This is a genomic window from Pseudoalteromonas denitrificans DSM 6059, from assembly GCF_900112265.1.
Lineage (GTDB): Bacteria > Pseudomonadota > Gammaproteobacteria > Enterobacterales > Alteromonadaceae > Pseudoalteromonas > Pseudoalteromonas denitrificans.
The window spans coordinates 1-22,744 of the sequence record NZ_FOLO01000073.1 but is presented as its reverse complement, the minus strand read 5'-3'; the positions used below and the strand labels follow the sequence as shown (position 1 = coordinate 22,744).

The window sequence follows — 22,744 nt, the reverse complement described above, 5'->3', positions numbered from 1 at the left end:
TCATCAGTGAGCATTAATCGGGGCATGACAATCTCGTTTAGTTTGGTTTTGGCGAAGTGAATTATACGAGATTGTCACTTACGCACAAAATTCAAACAAAGATCAACAGCCCCTAGCAAAAAACGATAAATTTATGATTTATTTATTAGTTACTCTATACCTCTTTAATTTTCAAACAAGGTAATTTACCAAATCTAGCCACACTGTTATGATAGCCGCGATCAAAATATACAATTTTAGGGTTAATAATGAAAACAAAAATATTTAAACCAAGCATCACAGCTATTATGGTTGCTGGTGCTTTAATGCTAACGGCATGTAATAATGATGATGCTCAAAAACCAACAACAAATATCGTTAAAAAAATTACTGCAGCTGACGCAAAACAATTTTTAGCGTCCACTGAAAAAGAACTGGTTGCTTTATATCTTGAAGCAAGCCGCGCTGAATGGATTTATGCCAACTTTATAACAGAAGATACTTCACAATTATCGGCAGAAGTTAATCGTAAGATGACCGAAACCGTTGTGCGTTTAGCCAACGAAGCAACTAAATTTAATAAAATAACATTAGATGCAGATAGTCGCCGAAAACTAGATAAGTTAAAGTTAGCACTGACCTTGCCTGCACCGCAAGATGCAGAAAAAACAGCGCAGTTATCTCAACTTGTTGCGCAATTAGGCGGTTTGTACGGTAAAGGTAAGTACTGTAAAGAAGGCGCAGAGTGTTTAAGCCTAGGCGATATGACGGCTAAAATGGCGACCAGTCGTGATTACGATGAATTATTAGATTTATGGCAAGGCTGGCGTCAAGTATCTAAACCTATGCGCCCACTATATGAAAAACAAGTGGCGTTAACAAATGAAGGCGCTAAAGAGTTTGGTTATGCCGATACAGGTGCTATGTGGCGTAGTAAATATGATATGCCAGCTGATGATTTCGCCAAAGAATTAGACAGAGTTTGGGGACAGGTAAAACCATTATATGATTCTCTTCATTGTCATGTTCGTGCTAAATTAGGCGATAAATACGGTGAAGAAAAAGTACCTCAAAACCAAGCAATTCCAGCTCATTTATTAGGTAACATGTGGGCACAAAGCTGGGGCAATATATATGAGCTAGTTGCACCTGAAAATGCAGATCCAGGTTATGACGTTACTGAGTTACTCGCTAAACATGACTATGACGAAGTTCAAATGGTCAGAGGCGCTGAAAAATTCTTTACGTCTATGGGTTTTGATGCATTACCAGAAACTTTTTATGAACGTTCTTTATTCACAAAACCTAAAGACAGAGATGTGCAATGTCATGCCTCTGCATGGGATATAGATTCAAAAGACGATTTACGCATTAAAATGTGTATTCAGCGCACAGGCGAAGAATTCTCAGTAATTCATCACGAATTAGGACACAACTTCTACCAACGCGCTTACAAAAACCAACCATTATATTACCAAGAAAGTGCCAATGATGGTTTCCATGAAGCGATTGGAGATACTATCGCACTATCTGTAACACCTGGATACTTAAAAGAAATTGGCTTATTAGATAAAGTGCCAGATGAATCTAAAGATTTAGGTCTGTTAATGAAAATGGCAATGGATAAAATTGCATTTATTCCATTTGGTTTAATGGTTGATCAATGGCGCTGGCAAGTATTCTCTGGTGAAGTAGCACCAGAGAACTACAATAAAGCTTGGTGGGATTTACGCGAAAAATACCAAGGTGTTAGAGCACCCATTGAGCGTACTGAAAATGATTTTGATCCAGGTGCTAAATATCACGTACCAGGAAATACACCTTATACTCGCTATTTCCTAGCACATATCCTTCAGTTCCAATTCCATAAATCTTTATGTGAAATTGCAGGAAATAAAGAAGCGATACACAGATGTTCAGTATATAACTCAAAAGAAGCAGGCAAACGCTTAAATGAAATGTTAGAGCTAGGCTCAAGCAAGACTTGGCAAGAAGCTTTGGCTGTTGTTACAGGTAAACCTCAAATGGATGCCACTGCTATTTTAGAGTACTTTGCACCGCTTAAAAAATACTTAGATGAACAAAACAAAGGCCGCCAATGTGGTTGGTAGTTGTTAAATAAGTTACAAAAATGCCAGGTTTTATAATCTGGCATTTCTATCTAATTGTTATTACTAGCGATAAAAATATAAAAAGTTATACAATTTACTTTCTTAAAAATCAAATCAATTACAATAAGACTCTATTCAATAGAGTAAAAATTCTATAAAATACCCATCCAATCAGTTACATACAATCACATTATGTAACAATATGTTTAGTTTTAAATATTTAAGTAATTGTTAATAAACGAATATTACGTTAACAATCAACAAAAAATAGCGTCAATTTTATATTTTTTGTTAAATCAAATAATTAAAACATCATGAAATTCAAACAAATCATACAATTTTTGACTATTATTCTTAAAACTGTCATAAAAGTTTGACAAGCTGAATTTCTAATACAACAAAATCAATGACACGCTTTAGTTACACGGGAAACTAAAAAATGAAAATGCAATTACGCAAAAAAATACTTCCACTAGCAATTGCCGTTAGCCTTGGCTCAGTAAATGCCTTTGCTAATGATACTGCTTCAGCACTTAAAGGCCATATTACAGGACCAAATGGTAGCCCAGCTGTTGGTACTGAAATCACAATTATGCATGTACCATCAGGCTCAGTAAAAAAAACAACTGTAAATGCTTCTGGTACTTTTAACGCAAAAGGTTTACGTGTTGGTGGTCCATATAAGATAGTTGTTGATTCAGATCAGTTTGAAGATACTGTTGTAGATAATATATTTTTGACTTTGGGCAAAACTTACCCGGTTAAAGTTCAGTTAAATACTAAATCTACTATGGAGCAAATAGTCGTAACAGGTCGTCCTATTTCAGTGCAATCAGGTGGCACAGGACCTGCGACTCACTTTAGCTTAAGTGATATAGAAAACCGCCCTTCAGTAAACCGTGATATTAAAGATATCGTACGCGCAGATCCTCGTATATATGTTGATGAAGCAAACAGCGGTGCAATTCAATGTGCAGGTGGTAACCCAAAATTTAATAGCTTGACCTTAGATGGCGTTCGCATGAACGATAATTTTGGTTTAAACAATAATGGTTATCCAACTGAACGCATGCCATTTTCATTTGATGCCATAGACCAAGTAGCTGTAGAATTGGCACCTTTTGATGTTCAATACGGTGGTTTTACATCATGTAATATTAACGCAGTGTCTAAGTCTGGTACCAACGAGCTCAAAGGTGGCCTTTTTGTTGATTACACAAGCGATGCATTAGCGGGTGATAAAATTGAAGGTGTTCCAAAAGATACCGGTAATTATGACGAGAAACGTTATGGTTTCAACTTTGGTATGCCTTTAATTAAAGATAAACTATTTTTATTTGCTTCTTATGAAAAATTAGAAGGCTCACAAGTATTTGAATATAATGCTTTTGGCGCCGATAAAGTAACTCAAGCAACTGTTGATCGCATTATCGATATAACTAAAACAAAATATGATTATGATCCTGGTAGTTTAGTGTCAAGCCTACCAGTTGATGATGAGAAGTTATTAGTTAAACTTGATTGGAATATTAACGACGATCACAGAGCCAGCTTTGTATACAACTACAATGATGGATTTACATTAAGCCAATCAGACTCAAGTTCAAGTCGCTTATCTTTATCTAATCATTTTTATGAGCGTGGTGCAGAATTACAATCATATGTGACGTCTATTTATTCAAACTGGACCGATGATTTTTCAACTGAAGTACGAGTTGGGTATTCAAAACTAGATAACCGCCAAATTTCACTTGATAATGCTTCAGGTTTTGGTGAGTTTCGCATCCAAACTGATCAAGGTGATGTATATCTAGGCCCTGATGATTCTCGTCAAGCAAACAAACTTAAATACGATAATTTGTCACTTAAATTTGCAGGTAGTTATTACCTGGGAGATCACGAGTTATCTTTTGGTTATGAGCGTGAAGAATTAGATGTATTCAACATGTTTGTACAGCACAATGAAGGTGAATATCGTTTCAGTTCGATAGAAGATTTTGACAATGGTATTGCTGCCCGAATTTATTATGGTAATGCCAGTTCACATAACCCAGTGGATGCTGCAGGTGAGTTCAAATATGCACTCAATACTGTATATGCACAAGATAAATTTGATTTTATTGATTATGATATGACCATTACTTTTGGTCTGCGTTATGATTGGTACACCAGTGATGATTTACCCACTTTTAATGGTAATTTTTATGAGCGTTATGGATTTTCTAACCAACAAAACCTTGATGGGGTTAGTTTGTTACAACCACGCTTAGGTATTAACTGGGTATATAGCGACCAGTTAGAGCTACGTGGTGGTATAGGATTATACTCTGGTGGTAATCCAAATGTATGGATCTCTAATAGCTACTCAAATGACGGTATTCGAAATATCCAAGAAAACCAAAGAAACGTACAAATCTTAGGTCCTGATGCAATTGCATTTAATGATTCAGGTCGTCCAGGTTATGATATTCCGGTAGGTTTATATAACGAAGTAGGTCAAGGCACTGCCGATGATAGCACTAATGTCACAGATCCTGATTTTGATATTCCTTCAGAATGGAAATTATCATTAGGTGCAACTTATATCACAGAATCTGATTACATCTTTAACTTAGATTACTTATATACAGATAAACAAGATTCAGCACTAGTAAGTAACTTAGCAGATAAGAATGTAGGTACCGCCCCTGATGGCAGACCTGTTTATGACAGTGTTAATCATAAATTCAAATCTGATTTCTTATTAACAAATGTTGACGGTGAAGACGCCTATTCTCATGTATTATCATTTGCTGTAAATAAATCTTTTGATATAGGAATTGATGTTGGCGCATCTTATGCCTATACAGTATCAAAAGATATTCATCCTATGACAAACTCTGTCGCTTTTTCAAACTATCACAAAATTGCAGTCGTCGATCCTGAAAATCCAGAGCTGAGTACTTCAGATTATGAAATACCGCATAGGTTCACGCTAAATGTAAGTTATAGTCATGAATATTTTGCAGGATACAAAACCAAGTTCAACCTGTTTGGTCAGGCAAGTCAAACTAACCCCTATTCATATACCTTTTCAGGGAATACACGTGGTTTAGGCTTTAATGATGAAGACCGTCAATTATTATATGTACCACTTGAAAACGACTCTAAAGTCACTTACGACATGAGTGATGCAGATATCGCAGCATTTAATAGCTGGATTGAAAGTGAAGGCTTAAAACGCGGTGAGATAATGGACCGTAATAGCATTGACGGTGATTGGTGGGTTACATTTGATGTTAAATTGGAGCAAGAATTTGCCGGCTTCAATGACAATCATAAAGGAGCTGCTTACTTTATTATTAAAAACGTAGGTAACTTCTTAAATGATGATTGGGGTGTATTGAAACGTGGTGACAGTATGCAGCGTGCTATCACAGCTGAAGTTGTGAATGATCAATATGTTTATAAAACATTCCATAACCCAGCTGGTACCAGCGTAGAAACAAAGCCTTCTCTTTGGGAAATTCGTTTAGGTATTAAATACGCATTCTAATTGAGCTAATTAAAAAAATAAAAACCAGTCAAGTGACTGGTTTTTTTATTTTTAGTATACTCTAAAATTGCGCTGTAAAATTCACTGAGTAAATATCAAGATCACTGAGGTGACTTGATGCATTTGATTGGTACCTTGCATTCAAAGAATAGTTATTATTAAAGAAGTATTCTGCGCCAAACGTATAATTATCATAACCAGCAAAAACTGACGTTTTTTCATTAAAATAAAAGTTTATATTTCCTGATAAATAATTGTCTGAATCTCGATGATTCTGATAATTTAAGCCTAAAGTTAAATATTGACCACCTTCAAGTGATTTATAATACTTTGATGATAAATGACGGTAGTCAAAATCATCATCTGTGTTAAAAGTAAAGCCAATATAATCTTTATCATTTAACTGATGATTATAAGATGATGAAAAATTGTAATTCGTTTTGCCACCATCCACTTTACCCGCATTTGCATGTACAATGAAGTTTTCTGATATTAAATAACCCAGATTAGCATTGTAGTGTTTTTCACTGTCATTAATAAAACTGGAGTCATAATCGGTGTAAGAATATCCACCTCCAATAACAAAGTCATTTAAAAATAACTCCCCCGCCACATTGTAACGATCGCTATTATCGCTATGTGAATAATGTCCTGAAACATTTGAAATTGTATTAATATACTCAAATTCATTTAAAGGACCTAAAGACGCTCTTTTGTCTAAAAAGTACCTAGTACTCACGCCATAAAAATTTGAATGTGAATGCTTGGCGTCAAATCGGCTATAACTCACGTCTGAAAAAGATTGATATTCTGCGGCTATCACAGAAGTTGTAGGGAGAAGCACAGTTCAGATTAAAACTGCTAGACGGTTTAGTTTCATTTTATACATTCCTGATTGTATACGTACCGACCTTGGTACATTTAAATTCGGAACGCATCATAAACAGAATATTTACTCTAAGGAAACTTTTAACTGTTTGAAATTGTAATAAATTATTTATTTTTAAATGAGCAAGTTAACAGACTAGCCTACTAACTCGCTATCTTGTATATTTATAATACAAACTGGCTTAATATTTTATAGACATCATTTATATTGTCACCAGCCTTAAATTCTCTGGTCAAAGGTTCAAGCTCTGAGCCAATCCAAATTTTAAGTTCAGAGTCTAAATCGAAATGCCCTGCACTTTCTTTACTGAATTTTGTAATTTTACTATAAGGTATAGTAAGTAATTCAACCTTAGATCCAGTAACACCTTGCTTATCAACCAATATCAAACGTTTATTGGTGAATACAAACATATCGCGAATAACTTTATAGGCTTTTTCTATTTGCTCGCCCTCTATGAGGCTATCACCTAGTACTTTATCTAAGTCATCACTATCTACTTCGCTGGCATTACCAAGTAATCCACTTAAGAGTCCCATGTTAATTTCCTTTTATATTCTCATGTATGTTAATTTCTTTAAATTTATAAACTCACTGGAAAAAGTAAAGCCTCTGCTTCAGCCCAGTTTTTAGCTTGTGCTGCATTTGGTACTGTATTGAGAATATAGTTCAATTCTCCAGTATGGCGCAATAAAGATAATGCCATGCATTGTTCTACTAAGTTTTGTGGTTTATCTAAACAATATTCATAACCTTTTAAATAACTTTCAAAAACGTCTTTATCCGACAGAGCCAACAATAATCCCGGGGATGTAAATTCAAATACAGGATCTGGGCATACAACCGCATCACCAAAATCAATAATACCAGACAACTTCACCCCATTTTGAGTACGTTCTACAAGTAAATTACCTGGGTGTAAATCAGTATGGATAAAACAATTTTTATTTATTTTATGTTCAATATTAATTGAATCTAAATAGGGTATTAAATCGCTTAGAAAAGGTTCTATCAAGCCTTGTTTTTGACGTTTATTAAAAACATTTTTTAATTGTGTATCTAAAAACTCAGACCAATTTAAAGTAATTTCGGGTAAATTAGGAACATCTAACCCATGTAATACTTTTGAGAACTGGCCTAACTGAAAAGCGATGTCTATTTTTTCTTTTTTTGTTATATCAGTTAAAATATTAGATAATATCTCCCCTTCAACAAAGCTCATAAAAATATAATCCCAGTTACGATATTTACCATAAAGCATCAACTTTGGCACATCTAATTCGATATCCACACCATCAAATAAAGACAAGGCCGCAATTTCAGCCACCGCTTGCTGAGACCAATTAGGCGGTACTAATTTTAAAATGAACTTTTCATCGCCCTCAAAAATAAAAACAGGGTTAGCGCCCTCGCTTACTCTTTCACAGTGCGTAAAAGTTAAATCATGTTGGTTGGCTAATCGTTCTGCTAAAGGTTGCCAAAAATCAAAATCTAAATAGTCTATTATGTCGCAGGCTAAGTCATAGTCTGGGTTTTCAGGTAATACTAATGCATTTTCATATTTAGCTAAAAAGTTGGTTTTCAAGTGTTTTTCCATTAATCATTTGTCTGTACTGCCAATTCTTATCATGGCATAACTGTAAAATTTGAATATCTATTGGCAAAGTATTTTCATTGGGTGTGACGCTAATTAAATATTCTTTATCTTGGGTATTTTTTACATCACTAATTTGTGAAATCGATTTTAAAACCTGTTCAAAGTCAGGTATCACATTTGCCATTCTTAAAGTAATGTAAGATAAGTCAACTTCATTTGCTAAAGTTTGATGCTCTTTTAAAACACCATTTTCTAAATACAAAACCTGCTGACATAATCGTTCTAACTCACTTAAGTCATGAGAGCTTAAAATAAAGGTAGTATTGCCTGATAAACTCGCTACCAGTTCTCTGATCTCTCTTGCATGTAAAGGGTCGAGTCCTGCGGTTGCTTCATCAAGCATGACAATTTTTGGTTCACCAATTAATGCCTGTGCTATCGTAACTCTTTTTCGCATACCATGAGACAAAGCCCCTGGCTTTTCGTTTAATACTTCTTTTAAACCGACTAAATCAAGTGTGCGCTCAGCTTCATATTCACTTTTTTTACGATTAAACCCCTGTAACTGACCGTAAAACTTTAATTGATGTGCAATAGAAAATCGAGGATCTAGCTGTGCATCTTGTGGTAGTGCAGCCAAATTCCCAAAAGTTGCAGCACTGCCGGGCTTATGTCCCATGATAGAAACTTCACCTGAAGTTTGTTGAATATAACCACATAAAATACTAAATAAAGTCGTTTTACCGGCCCCATTTGGGCCAACTAAAGCAACGGGGGCACCTTGATTAATTTCAAAAGAAACATTTTTAAGCGCTTGTTTTGAAGGAAATAGTTTATTTACATTCGAAACTTTAATTAAGTTATTACCTTGTTCAATACTCATAACGCACTCCTTTTCATAAAAATGCTGGCAAGTGTTAGATAAGCGACCGTTTGTATTAAAGGAATAACATAATGGCTCATATCTAAACCTTGTTGACCAACAACGGCGTCAAGTTGCATACCAGGAAACAAATAATTAAGATGAATAGCGATGGGAGCTTGATACTCTAAAATTGAAATAAAAATTGATCCTAAACCAAAAAATAATAGAGTGATCACTGCTGTCAGCTTAGCTGAGCGTAAAAAACTATTAAAAAATGCCATCAGAGCAATAAAAGGTAATACAGCAATCAATAATTCTTTAAATAAATATAAAGATTTAGTTAAAGCTGGAATAAACAAACTCGTATCACGCCAGGTTGCCATTACCACAGTTGCTAATAAAGTTAATAAAATTAAAGTTGAGATAATCAATACCTGACCTAAAAAACGGCCAAACAATATTTCATTTCGACTTGCTCTAAGGGATATAAATCTCAATGTGCCACGGGTTCTATCGGCGCAGGTTTGGTCACTTGAAGCTATTAATGCAAATACTGGAAATGAATAAATAGCTATCAACCAATAAAGTGCCAATTCAGATACTGGCCAATTAAGTAATTCAGATAAACCTAAAACACCAAACATTTGCTTGGCCATATCTTTAAAACCTTCAGACGATACTATGCTCACCGCTGAGTTAACAGGATAATACAAAATAATAAACCATGCTGTTGCAAAAGCTAAAACAGCTAACATGCCACGTTTGGTAAAAAATAAACGTATTAATTCAAATTTTATCAGCGCCCAAATACGCCAAATGTTTAACTGAAAGTGATGTGGGGATAACAAATGAAAGCACTCTATTTTATTGTTTTGTTTACCCTAATATCAGTACAATAAAATAGCGAGCTTTCTTTTGTAAATAATGATGTAAATTACAGTTTTTTAGTTTTGAGCATTTGAGTAACAATCGGATAATGGTCCCATACTTGTTTTTGTGTCAAAGAACGTACCAGCTTCACATATTCTGCATGTGTCCATGCCAAAGGCGTTGCCGAATTTGTTCCCTCACCAAAAGTGTAATTTTTAGGATTGACACCAATATTATCCCAAACCTGCTCAGGTAACATCATGCCGTCATTAGCAAACAGCTCCATACCTTTTACATAAGTGTTTTTTAATGATTCAATTTGTTCAATTGTTGGGTTTTTATCATTTACCAACAAGCTTGCTAATTCAAAATGGCCTCGTTCACCGGTGAAAAATGGCCATACTCGACCTCGTTGACCTGGTGTATTTTTACCCCCTTGGGCATAATTTTGACCATTAATTTGATCTTCACCATAGCCATCATTTCCATAACGTCGCCAACCCGGAAAAGTACCCGCAGTATCGTCAAAGGTAAAACTGTATTTAATACGTAAGTTTTCTGTTAATGTTTCATCATCAAATTCAGCCAAAGTATCTAAAATAGCCGAGTCATCAGCAGAACGCACACCATAACGAACAAGCTCTAAAAAGCCCCCATCTAATATTTCTTTTTTGTTTAAACCCACACGACCGTTATTTGAATTTAATTTTGTATTGCTATTAGCATCTTTGTCTTGCCCTAAACGAAAATAATATTGACCATTTTCCTTTTTAATATTGCCTTGTGTGGTAAACATACTTGGCTCAATATCTGCTGAGTATTTCTTTGCAGTTGCTAAATATTTATCAGCGTTTATTTCATCACCCGATATGTTCGCAATTTTATACGCACTAACAAGCCCAGCAATAATGGCTGCCGTAGTCGAAGGGGAATATCCACTTTGTTCTTCCCAGCGTTCTTGCTGTGTGATTGGCGGTACTATTTGTATATCATTCCATAAAATTTTAGCCAAACCACCATTAACTAAAAAATCTGCAGCAGGTTTTAGCATTTCCTGATACCAATTTTTTAATTCATCCTCAGATAAAATTCCTGCTTGAGATAACTTCCAAGCTAACATAATAGGCATAGCTGTTTGATCTAATTGCACTCCAACCCATTCTAACTTGCCATCAACATGGGTTTTTTGTAAAAACCAGCCAGTATCACCTTTGTTACCCGGCGTATTTTCTGTGACTTGAACTTTAATTAAATATTCAAATGCCGTTTTTGCTGTTTGAGGGTCACCTAAAGCCATAAATGCCATTGCAACTTGATAAAAGTCTCGTACCCAAACAGCTTTATATCCAGTAGAGCCTTTTGAAGCATTTGCTGTATCTCCCCAAGGATTTGATAATGAAGCAATCACAGCACCGGCATGGGTTTTGTCTTCTTGAGCCTTTAATACCATAGCGCTGGTATTTAATAATTTGCCATTATCAGCAGTATTGGCATACATTTTTTTAAGCGGCATTAAATTTTCAATATAATCTTGCCAACCTACAGCCTCACCTTCACCATTAAAATTAGCTAAGACTTGTTTATATCCTATTTCCAGTGAGTTACTTGCTGCACTTAAACTCATTTTTTGTGTTTTTCCAAAGCCTAAAGCAAGATCAAATTGTGTTTTAGCATTAAACTGACCAAGCTCAGCGAATAATCCTACATTGCCCTTCTTATCTCCTGTAGAAAGGTATTGATGATCGAGCTTGTAATTGTTTTTTAAATCTGAAAGTCCATCAGAAGTGCCTATAAAACCAACTGACTTAGCTTTGAAAGGTTTACTGGCTGTTAAACTTACAAAGTTATCCATTTCCCAAGCAATTAAAGCATCACCATCCACTTTTGCACTATCACCTATGCCGCTATTATCAACATAAGGATTAACCGAAACATATGCCGTTAACTCCCCCTTAAACGACTTAAAATAACTACGCACAAATAAGGTATTATGATCAGGGTCTGTGAAAATATGTTTTTCAATTTCGAATCGGCCTAGTTTATCTGTATTAGTTACCTTGTAAGCTAAAGATAAGGGCCTGCCCATTTTATCCTGATGTAAATATTCAATGGTACTATTTGTATCTTCAAGCTCTGTCGCAACAAAGTCTTCGCCAGCAATTTGACCTGAAACAATAAACTGCATTTCTTTTATTTGAGCTTGATGAATTAAGCCAAACATGGTTTCTGTGATCACACCTTGGGCTAATGAGAACCATACTTTTGAAACCGACTTTGTTACAGCCTCATTTGAATAGACACCATTAAGATACTGCTCATAAGATGTGCCAATGCCATTTTTACCTGCATAAGCCCAATATGGCACTTCACCGGGGGCACCTGGTGCTATTTCATTTTGACTTGTTTTAGAGTTTAAGCTTTTTTTCTCTAGATCTTTTTGAACCGCAATATTTTCACTACACCCAATTGTATTGATACCAATTGCAGCTAAAAAAATAAAAGTGATTTTATTTAATTTATTCATAATGATTCTCTTTTTATTTCGCCACTTCAATAATGTTTTGCTCTATTGTTTCACTTGTACTTTCTTTTATAAATATCACCGAAATTGCCCCCAACACCATAGAGCCTCCCGCAAGCATGATGATATTAATTGCCTGGTTTTCAAAAACACGACTTAAAACCCAACCGGCAAAAATACCCGATATAATTTGCGGTGCTGCAATTGTAAAATTAAATATGCCCATATAAACACCTGTTTTATTTGCAGGTAAAGAACCCGCTAAAATAGCATAAGGCATCGCTAAAATTGCCGACCAAGCAATACCAACACCTATCATAGGAATAAACAAAGATACAGCACCTTGTGGCACCACTATTTCAGTAATGAGTAAATTAACTAAAGTAGGTTCAGAATTGGAAATGAGCATAAAACTTAAATAGCCAATACCACCAGCAAATAAAGACACTGAATAAACAAGTTTACGTCCTAGTGTGTTTGCTAATTTTGCTAAAAAAATTGAGAAAAAAGCAGCAAATAAAGAATAAGCTGCAAATAAAATACCAACCCAATCACCCGCAGCACCTTTAGCCTGGGCAATATTGTGTGGCACACCCCCTACAGATTTAATATAGATAGGGTCAAACCATTTAACGTCAATTCCCCATATATGCTGTGCAATAGCTGGCATGGTATAAACCCACATAATGAACAAAGCAAACCAAGAGAAAAATTGAACTACAGCCAGACGCTTCATAACTTTGGGCATAGACTTCAATAAACCCAAGAAACCTTTAAGTGTTTCAACAAGCGTTTTATTTTTAGCCTGCTCTTTGGCAACAGTTTCTGAATCCATTCCTTTAAATTTATAATATTCTTTTGGTGAGTACTCTTTTGTTCTAAATACAGTCCAAAGCACTGTGCCTAGCAAAACGCTTGCACCAATATAGAATGCCCATACAACTGAAGGTGCAATACTGCCCGCTTTTGATGTATTTTCAAGACCAACCACATTTGTTAAAACAAAAGGTAAAATAGATCCAACGACAGCACCTATATTGATCAAAAATGCCTGTATAGCGTAACCCTGATTCATTTGTTTATCAGGGACCATATCAGATACAAGCGCACGAAATGGCTGAAAAGCAATATTAAAAGAAGCATCCATTACAGCTAACATCATGGCTCCAAATAACATAGGGGTAATAAAAGCAACAAATAATGGTGCATTTGGCATCAATAACATACCTAAAGTTGCGCAAATAGCCCCCAATAAAATATATGGATTGCGCCTGCCAAAACGATTCCAAGTGCGATCAGATGCAGCACCAACTAAAGGTTGAATAAGCAAGCCCATAATAGGCGCGACTAACCAAAATAATGATAATGAGTGTAAGTCAGCACCTAAATCCGATAGGATCCTACTGACATTAGCATTTTGTAAAGCAAAACCAAATTGCACACCTAAAAAACCAAAACTGACATTCCAAATCTGCCAAAAGCTTAACGGGGGTTTATTTTTCATTATGTTGTCTCATTTTATAAACCAAAGACCCAAGTGGCGGTATTGTTAGATTTATTAAACCTTGACCATTTTTCACTAAGAGCATATTGGTATTTCCAGATAGTTGATCTGCTAATGAATACTGCCCATCAGCTAACTGCCATTTTTTTATTATTTGATTGGATACCACCACTTCAAGTGCTGTATTTTTTTCATCAAATTGATTGATTATTAAATATATTTCATTTTCAGTGAAACGTGTAAAAGCAAGTAATGATTCTTTATCATTAACGTATTTAGTGTGTACTTCTAGCGCTGAAAAGTCTCCTTTGGCAAAAACATTTTTTTTTGACATGCGCAATATGTCACCATAAAATACTCTAAGCTTTTGTTCTGATGCCGTTAATAACCCACCATCAAATTTTCCTTTATTCACCCACCTTTGCTGTGCAGGTACTCCTATGTAATCAAAAATACTCGTACGACTAGGCTTACCAAATCCAGCATTTTCAGATCCATCCTCACCAACTTCTTGTGCAAAATAGAGCAATGTAGGTGACTTACTAATTAAACTCGATACCACCATTGCAGGCTTGCCTTTATTAGCATCACCTACAAATTCAGGGCTAGCAATGCGTTGCTCATCATGATTTTCTAAAAAGTGCAGCATATGATCTGAAATATCAGCAGTCTTTTGATGTGCAGTAAATAAGGTTTGAGCACCTTGTTTACCTTGCATTATGGCTTTTAAGGTATCGTAAAAATCGACTTTATCGTAAAGGTAATCCATTTTACCTAAATGAATAAAAGACCGGTATAAAGCAGGGTTGTAAACCTCTGCAAGAATAAATGCTTCTGGATTTTTAACTTTGATAGAAGAATTTAAAAAGCTCCAAAATTCAACTGGCACCATTTCTGCCATATCATATCTAAAACCATCAACCCCTTTATCTAACCAGTAATAAGCGATGTCTCTAAACTTGTACCAGCTATTGGGTAAGTCTTGTTTTTGCCAAAAGTCATAGTGTGATTGATAATTCAAGTGCTCATAACCTGATGGCAAATTTACAAAATCATAACTACCATCGGGCTTAATACCATAATTCACTTTTACCGTTTCATACCAATCATTAAAGTTAGGTTGTGCTTTACGGCTTCCATTACCTGTCCATTTAGCAGGAGATTCAAAAAATGTCCCATCACTTAATATATGTTTTTCACCAGATAAAGCTTGATAATTATTAACTGCTTTTGGCACTTTAAAATCTTCACCCACGACATAATAAAAATTATTATTTTTATCGTACTCAACAGATGTATCATCAAATTCTCCAAAGTCTGTAATACCTTGTGGATTTGATAAAGAGTGATAATTTCGTGCAATATGATTGGGCACAATGTCAATAATCACTTTCATATCATGTTGATGTGTGCGCTGAATTAAACTTTCAAATTCATTTAATCGACTTTCAGGGTTGATAGCGAGATCCGGGTTAACATTGTAATAATCTTTAATTGCATAGGGAGAACCAGCGCGGCCTTTTACAATATCAGGATCATCCAATTTAATACCATATTGAGAATAATCACCAATCACAGCATGATGCAATACACCTGTATACCAAATATGGCTAATGCCTAGCGCTTTAATTTCAGATAATGCTTTGTCATTAAAGTCTGAAAATTTACCAACACCATTTTCTGATTTTGTTCCCCAAGGTTTATTCATGGTATTTTGATTGCCAAATAAACGAGTGAAAACCTGATAAATGACAGGTTTTTCATCTTCTTTAATATGCATTTTTTTAGCATTAAACATATTTTGACAAGACGATAAAAGACCTAAAGCAATAGCGATACTAAGTAACTTAAGTATAAGTTTCGATTCTTTTAATATTTTTTGATACGTCACTTTATAAACCTGATGTGAGTTATATCAAAATAGTAATCTGAACCTCTGCTGACTAAAATGCCTTGCATACGTATTCAACACAATTAATCTTCTTTTAAAGATTTTAACATCGCCACTAAATCAGACATATGGCTAAATTTAATACCAATTTCAGAATCTTCAGTATTAAATTGTTTTTTCAATTCATCTAAATTTTTCTGTGCCCTGTCTAATTGTGCTTTTAAAAAATCAAATACTGGTTCTTCTATTTCTTCTTGAACTGTTTCAGATTTATTTTGCTCTTGAAGCGCACTCACACCCTCTAATTTTTTGGCTTCAAATTTCTCAATTAAAAAGTCAATTTTGGCTAAAGTTTCTTCTGAACCAAACCAAGATACAAAGCGATTTAATTCATTTTGCTTTTGAATCATATTATGTTTTGTTTCAATAGAATCAAAATTGGAGTTTAATCCAGTTTTTAAACCATCCTGGGAACTTAAGTCAAACTGACTAATACTTGACACCTGACCATCTTCTTTTAAAAACACCCCAGATTTTTGTATTGTACCTAACGCATTATTATGTGAATCTTTTAGCGTAAAGCCATTATCATTACTGCCTAAATATATAGCCCCGACTCCGGCATCTTTTAAAGAAATAAGCTGTTTTTCACCATTATCATCTAAATGCCAAATTTGTAATTTCTCAAAAACAGCATCATTTTCATCAATCCACATATTTCCGTCTTCATCATGTACCGCCAACTCTTTAAAACCTTGTCCAGAAACACCTCCAAACAATTCAGATCCATTATTAATACGCCCATCTTGATTTTTATCTAACACTAAAAAACCTGAGCCTTGACCAAGAAACGCTAAGTTTTCATTTTGGCCATCATTATTAATATCAAAATCAAATTTCATTTGACTAAAACTAGGCCCATTACCTGCTAAATCTAATACCAAAGGATCGTAAGTCAGTGGAACACTCGTTTTAGATACCTCTAAGACTTCTTGTTTAAAATATTCCCTATTCATAGATAATGACAAATTGAAATCTATCGCACGTCCATCTTCCAAAGTCACTTCCCCCTGAGCCTGAAAATGCATTTTTTGCGTTTCATATTCAATAAAATTTGAAGAAAATTCAAATGCTGCAACTTCTGTATTAGAAGGTTGCGAGATTTGATTATCAAGCTGGGTATTAACTGGTGTATCTGAATTTTGAGTGATATCTAGCGATTGCTCTAAGGATAAATCTAACTCATTATCAAAATTTATATTTGAAAGGGTTAACTTTTGAACCATCAGATTTGATATTAATTGCTCAAGGTGACTTTCATGACTCACAGTATTTAACTGGCCATCTTTATCCAAAACATTTGATGTTGAAAGCTGTTTTACACTAGTTGCAGCTAACTCTCGCGCAGTATATGAATATTGCGTTTTATCGGCTGTTATTCTTGAGATCCCTTGTTGCTGCTCTGTATTATTTGTTTGGACTGTATTTATTTGTATTTTTTGAAGCTTTTTAGAAAAATCCGTAATGCTCGTCTGCATATCAAGCCGATAATTATCAATTTTCATTTCAATACAACTCCTTGTAATGAATTTACTCAAGTTAATTTACTATATCGGCTAGAATGTGAATTTAATGAGTTATAAGATCCATAAAAGTAACACACTAATTTATTGAATGGGTAAAAGTCTCAAACCATAAAAATCAAATTGATTAACAGCACCATTTTCACCACCTTTCCCTGTAAATGCATCATTACTTGTCAAATAACTCATATTATAAAAGTCGGTTAATTCAATACGGTAATTTCCAACATTCAGGTGTGTTGTAAGCGGTGTTGAGTATGCCAACGGCAGATCAAGTTCTTTAACTTGTGTATGAGGAAGCTGTACTATTCCTTGTTTTATTATCTGATTTTGATTATCAAATACAGTTAATACTTTCACACCTGCAGTGATCCCTTGCCCTATAACATTTGAATCATTGTGGTATTTAACTTGAATTGCATAATTTTTACTTTTTTTTATTTCAATACTATCAATGATCAGTGTGTCATTCGCTTTACCCCAATTAAGGATTACGGGCTGTTGTTTATCATACATAGATTTTTCAACATTGCTGTTCACCCGTTTGTCATTTACTAAAATTTCAATGCCTTTGTCGATACATACAGGCTTACTATGATGGGAGCGATTACCAAAGGTATTTATAGCTTCAAGGGCATAACAGACAGGTCTATTTTTTAAATAATGATCTTGATATATACCAGCCAATAAATTTTCAGCCACACGTTTGCCATTACGATATAAGTTATAGCGTATTTTTTCATTATTATTAGCTAAGTCGTGCTTTGAAATCATTAAGTTAACTATCTCCCCCTTAATTTTAACATCACTGATTTTCGGTTCTAAAGGTGAAAATACTTTGGGGCTTTGTTCATATGGATTTGCATGAACCATATTTATTTCATTTTGTCCTAATCTAAGCTTACCTAAAATGATTTTAATTTGGTTGTTACTTTTTAACTTTGAAAAAACAATGTCTGAATTAATTTTTTTTCCATTTAAATGAATTGATGAAATTTGGTAAAAACCAGTGTGTGAACCAAGTTTAGGCAGTAAAATTTTTAAATTAATGTTTTTGCCTTTTATTTTCAAATCTTTTAGCTCAATCACAGTTTGGTTTTTAAAAAACGTTTCATGAAGTTTTTTTGTAATAAAAGGCTTTAGAAGCAATTTCTCATTTTCTAAACTCACACCAAAAATGTTTTCAATAACCATGTTTAAATAAGCGGCAACAGACCATAGCTGATATTTAGAATTAATTACAGGACCTGATAATTCAGGTTGATTACTATCAAGTAACATAGGCTGCCCCGATAACCATTCTAAATTTTCCATATTTGACATATTAAGTGCAGCACCCCTAATAAGCGTATTATATGCGGCATCAGCAACTGAAACTTGACCTATTTTGTTCGCAGCCTTTAAACCATAAGCTGTCACAAAAGGCCAGATAGCACGATTATGATAGATAGGGATCTGAGCTTGCTGTGGAAATATTACTGGAGCCCCCATAGGCCCATGGGGGTAATTAGCGAGTGTTTTTTGGGCTCGCTCATTTTCAGCAATCCCCGTGATCACAGCTAAAGATTGACCTAACCAATCAAATTTATACAAAGCTGCTTTATCAAAATGTCCCGAAACTAAACTAGAGTACATGCCAGCGTCTTCAAGCCAAAATTTATGGTTAATTGCTTTCTTTAATTTTTGAGCCCATTTTTGATATTTTTGACCTAATAAAATATCACCCTGTTCAATTGATAATTTACTCGCTAAAATGAGTGCCAGATAGTGCCCTGCATTAGTTGATAATGCCTTTGATGTCGCCATTGAAGATAAGTCTTTAACAATCCAAGTTGCATAAGTTTGCTCTCGCCAATCTAAAAATGATTGCTCACCTGTGTATAATCCGTCCATTTCATCAAAAGCAGCTAGTCTGTCATTTTCTATAGTATTTTTCAAAACGATTAATACACGTTTTGAAAACTGCTTTTTCTCATCGCCAACAAGGTTTTTTAGCACTTCTTCAGCCGCAAAAGCCCATGTTATTCGGTCTGTGCTAATAGGCCAGCTACCACCGCTACCTGTGTCTTGAATAATTTGAAGGCCACTTTCTTTCTTATTTGAAAAATGTGGGGATTTTATACCTTTTCTATAATGTGAGGTTTTAAAATTGAGCGCATTTTTTACGCGAATTGGATCTAATAAAGCTAAACTCAAGTCAGCAGCATAAGATAAATCACGTGTCCACACATAAGCCCATTTCTCACCTGTTTTAAAACATTCACAGGCTATTTTTTTACCACTATCATAATTTCCATCGCTTATATTACTGACACTTAATAATTTCATTTCATTAATTGCAAGTGCAAATAAAGCATCAAACTCCAGATTACCACTTCGAACTAATGGCTGATTTTCAAGCTCAGTGTATTTACTAAACTCTTGTCCTGGGTCTCGTAAAGACATACTGCTAGAATGAATATACGTTCTATATTTTTCACTTTCATCATCAACAGAATACGTTACAACTTCATTTTTATGATCAAAAGTGGAATATAAATGAGTTAATTTAGTTTGACTATTTTTATGAGGGTCAATCTTTTGGATGACTTTTAATGCTAACTTTTTAACAGTAATTTTGGCTTGTTTTTTGTCTGTTAAATCTAAAGTGAATAAATAAGATCCCGTTTTTAATGCTAAAAAAGAATCTTCCGAAGCTTTTGCTTTGGTTAATATATAAGTTTTATTGAAAATTATAATTTCATTTTCATAAGGATTAATTACATACTCAATAGTCCAGTTATCAGACGCAACTTTAAAACTATAATTACCGGGTGTCACTTCAATTTTTGTAGTAAAAATACCAGGAGATTTTTTGTTAAAAACATGATTAATGCCCCAACCGTTAAATGACCCTCGTAAATATAAAGATTGATTATCTGACTTCTCATTTCTTATATGACAAGCCTCTAAACTGCCTAGAAAAAAAATCAATAAACATACAAACAGTATTTTGTATAAGTTAGATGCGGATGTCATAGAATATTTTCTTTATCAAAATAAAATAAATACTAATCTGTTGGTTTAATAACTCAAAACTAATACATACGTATTCATTTGAATTAAAAATATTGATTCTATGACTGGCTTAAAAAATACGAAAGATACTACCATATTAAAATAAATCATAGATGGCTTAAACCATTCAATATAACTATCACCTAGACAAAGAAACTAACTTTTTAACTTTCTGTATATCTCTTTTGCTTTACGCCCTTTTTTATATAAATAGGGCCTTAAAAGCCTTCTTAACTTAGGAGATAAATAAGAAACCATAGTTAAATAACCACTCGATTTGGGCAAAGATATTTCAACTTGCTTTCCTAGTGCGATCTCTAAAACCGCATCAGCAACTTGATCTGATGTACTGAGAGGTTGCGAAAAAACAATATCTTCAACATCATCCAGCTCATCCATAATAAAACCAGTATCAATGGGGCCCGGTGATACTAAACCTATAGAAATACCTGTAGTGCGTAATTCATCAGCCAATGAATATGTAAAAGCCCGTAAGCCTGCTTTTGTTGCTGAATAAGTCGCAGCCCCTTGTAATGGAGTTCTACCAGCAAGAGAACCAACATTAACAATTGCTCCAGTTTTTTCCTGTCGCATATAAGGTAAAGTTAAGCGAGATAATTCAATGGGTGCTCTTAGGTTAACATCAACCATAGAAGCCAGCTGTTCTGCTTGGTTGTCTTCAACATTACCACGAGCATGATAACCTGCATTATTAATTAGAATATCAATAGAACCAAAATGCAGATGTGTTTGCTCAAGCATATGAATACACATTTTTGTATCCGTAACATTCATTGCAAATGTCAATACTTGGGTTATTTTCTTAAGTTCACTATCAATTTTATCAAGTGCTTCTTGACCTCGGGCTATTAATACAAGGTTTGCGCCAAGCGCTGCAAAAGCACGTGCAGTCGAAGCCCCGACCCCTGCCGAAGCTCCCGTTATGATTACCGTTTTATTATGAAATCTATGTTTCATTTAAATTAGTCCAGTTAATTATTTTTAATAAATTAACATAGATTTAAAAATAATAGATATTCGTTTTTTACTTTTTCACTAAATATTTATACTGATATCTTTAACATTTCTAATCTGCGATGCAGTAATACTACTGCCAGACTTAAAAGCAGAGTCTATTTTACCAATATTTTTACGTTTTAATTCTATTTTAAAATTACAATTTTTATTTTTATTTAGCTCTTTATTTTTAAACATCTCTAAACTCGATAATGCCAGTACATGACTTCCATCATCAGTCACTTTTTGGCTGTGTGTACTTGAAACAGAGTTGTTACTTTTATCTACGCATGTACTTGTAAGGTCTAAATCAATAGATTTAGTAGCTGATAACCCATCCCAACTCACTACAACATTCTGATTTACTGAAAAATGATCTTTCTTTACAGGTGAATGAATTGAAAAATTCAATGGTAATTCAACTTCTGATTGCAATGCATCTGTTTCATTTTTACGTTTTAATGCAATGTTAAATAAACTATTATCTGAGGTTATATCAAAATAGCCCTGATAATCAATATCCAATAAATCCGTATCTTTTTTTAATGTTTTAGACTGGCCAAATACTGAGGTGATGATTTCATCTCCTGAACTAAGAGAAACATTTGTACCGTTAATACCACCTACATTTAATTCAGCAACAACGCGAGATCGACTTCCATTTGATTCAATTTTCATATCAACCCAAATCGCAGTCGTTTTAATGTTCTTTGATTCTGTTTCTTCTGTAGAACACGCAGTTACGGCTAATAAGCTAAGAGCTGCTATTGAGTATTTAAATAAGGTCATCACTATTCCATTTAATATTATAAATTCTATGTTTCCGATTCCGGGGATGTTAGCACAGTGTTTTGTATTATTAGATTCATAAATTGTATCGGTTTGTATCAGTGAATAGAAAAGTTAACAAACTGTTAGTAAAAGGTTTATTTAATTAAGTGTAGAATATTTGATCAAAATAATGAGGCATAATCTTTGCCTGAAAAATGCATTTATATAACCTGAATTCTGGATAAGAAGTGAACTTATTGCCCACCTAGCGATCAGATCTTTCGACTAAGAACGATTTGAAAGCATAACGGTGGGCAGATGAATAAACTAATTGAAATTTTTTGCGATGTCGATGATTTTTGTCATCAATTTTTACCCGAATGGGAAGCGCTATTAATCTCTGATGGCACTAAAAAGCGTAGGCGCAGTTCGAAAATGTCTACAAGTGAATGTATGACTATTATGATTGCTTTTCATCAGTCAAATCATCGTGATTTCAAGAACTTTTATATTGGTCTGGTCAGACGATATTGGGGGGAGTATTTCCCTCAATT

General features: G+C 34.3%; 14 protein-coding genes and 1 pseudogene. 3 read left to right on the top strand and 12 right to left on the bottom strand.

The genetic code is table 11. The features are described 5' to 3' along the window. Positions 1–248: 248 nt before the first annotated feature. Together BM088_RS24595 and BM088_RS24590 are read left to right on the top strand one after the other, a co-directional pair. Positions 249–2,090 (top strand): M2 family metallopeptidase, encoded by a 1,842-nt coding sequence (locus BM088_RS24595; RefSeq protein ID WP_091991172.1) that lies wholly within the window; start codon positions 249–251, stop codon positions 2,088–2,090. Between the two features lie 439 nt (positions 2,091–2,529). Beyond that, positions 2,530–5,625 carry a TonB-dependent receptor gene (locus tag BM088_RS24590; protein WP_091991170.1) on the top strand — a complete coding sequence of 1,032 codons (3,096 nt, stop codon included), beginning with the start codon at positions 2,530–2,532 and terminating at the stop codon, positions 5,623–5,625. 61 nt (positions 5,626–5,686) lie between these two features. Here the strand turns inward: BM088_RS24590 and BM088_RS24585 are convergent, their stop codons facing one another. The 12 genes from BM088_RS24585 to BM088_RS24530 form a co-directional block, all read right to left on the bottom strand. Next, positions 5,687–6,469 (bottom strand): putative porin, encoded by a 783-nt coding sequence (locus tag BM088_RS24585; protein WP_091991167.1) that lies wholly within the window; start codon positions 6,467–6,469, stop codon positions 5,687–5,689. A gap of 209 nt (positions 6,470–6,678) precedes the next feature. Further along, the gene (locus BM088_RS24580; protein ID WP_091991164.1) at positions 6,679–7,053 is read right to left on the bottom strand and encodes a PH domain-containing protein; all 375 of its coding nucleotides are present in this window, start codon (positions 7,051–7,053) and stop codon (positions 6,679–6,681) included. Between the two features lie 44 nt (positions 7,054–7,097). Beyond that, positions 7,098–8,099 carry a phosphotransferase family protein gene (locus BM088_RS24575; protein ID WP_177208168.1) on the bottom strand — a complete coding sequence of 334 codons (1,002 nt, stop codon included), beginning with the start codon at positions 8,097–8,099 and terminating at the stop codon, positions 7,098–7,100. Continuing rightward, a complete protein-coding gene (locus BM088_RS24570; protein WP_091991160.1) occupies positions 8,077–8,994 on the bottom strand; it encodes an ABC transporter ATP-binding protein in 918 nt (305 codons plus the stop codon). Before BM088_RS24570 ends, BM088_RS24575 begins: the two co-directional genes overlap by 23 nt. After that, positions 8,991–9,824 carry an ABC transporter permease subunit gene (locus BM088_RS24565; RefSeq protein WP_245763914.1) on the bottom strand — a complete coding sequence of 278 codons (834 nt, stop codon included), beginning with the start codon at positions 9,822–9,824 and terminating at the stop codon, positions 8,991–8,993. Before BM088_RS24565 ends, BM088_RS24570 begins: the two co-directional genes overlap by 4 nt. Positions 9,825–9,910: 86 nt before the next feature. Continuing rightward, a complete protein-coding gene (locus tag BM088_RS24560) occupies positions 9,911–12,370 on the bottom strand; it encodes a glucan 1,4-alpha-glucosidase (protein WP_091991158.1) in 2,460 nt (819 codons plus the stop codon). Positions 12,371–12,383: 13 nt separating this feature from the next. Next, a complete protein-coding gene (locus BM088_RS24555; RefSeq protein ID WP_425439334.1) occupies positions 12,384–13,871 on the bottom strand; it encodes an MFS transporter in 1,488 nt (495 codons plus the stop codon). Beyond that, positions 13,861–15,669, bottom strand: coding sequence for an alpha-amylase family protein (locus BM088_RS24550; RefSeq protein WP_091991175.1), 1,809 nt, complete (start codon positions 15,667–15,669; stop codon positions 13,861–13,863). The genes BM088_RS24555 and BM088_RS24550 overlap by 11 nt, the downstream gene beginning before the upstream one ends. A gap of 176 nt (positions 15,670–15,845) precedes the next feature. Next, positions 15,846–17,327, bottom strand: a complete 1,482-nt coding sequence (locus BM088_RS24545) for a hypothetical protein (RefSeq protein WP_091991153.1) — start codon at positions 17,325–17,327, stop codon at positions 15,846–15,848. 102 nt (positions 17,328–17,429) lie between these two features. Beyond that, positions 17,430–20,363, bottom strand: a complete 2,934-nt coding sequence (locus BM088_RS24540; protein ID WP_091991150.1) for a hypothetical protein — start codon at positions 20,361–20,363, stop codon at positions 17,430–17,432. 195 nt (positions 20,364–20,558) lie between these two features. Beyond that, complete coding sequence (locus BM088_RS24535) at positions 20,559–21,380, bottom strand: SDR family NAD(P)-dependent oxidoreductase (RefSeq protein ID WP_091991148.1); 822 nt, start codon at positions 21,378–21,380, stop codon at positions 20,559–20,561. A 78-nt stretch (positions 21,381–21,458) separates the two neighbouring features. Next, positions 21,459–22,208, bottom strand: a complete 750-nt coding sequence (locus BM088_RS24530) for a hypothetical protein (RefSeq protein WP_091991145.1) — start codon at positions 22,206–22,208, stop codon at positions 21,459–21,461. Between the two features lie 300 nt (positions 22,209–22,508). Between BM088_RS24530 and BM088_RS24525 the strand changes: the two are divergent. Continuing rightward, a pseudogene (locus tag BM088_RS24525) lies at positions 22,509–22,744 on the top strand (IS982 family transposase); the annotation flags it as partial.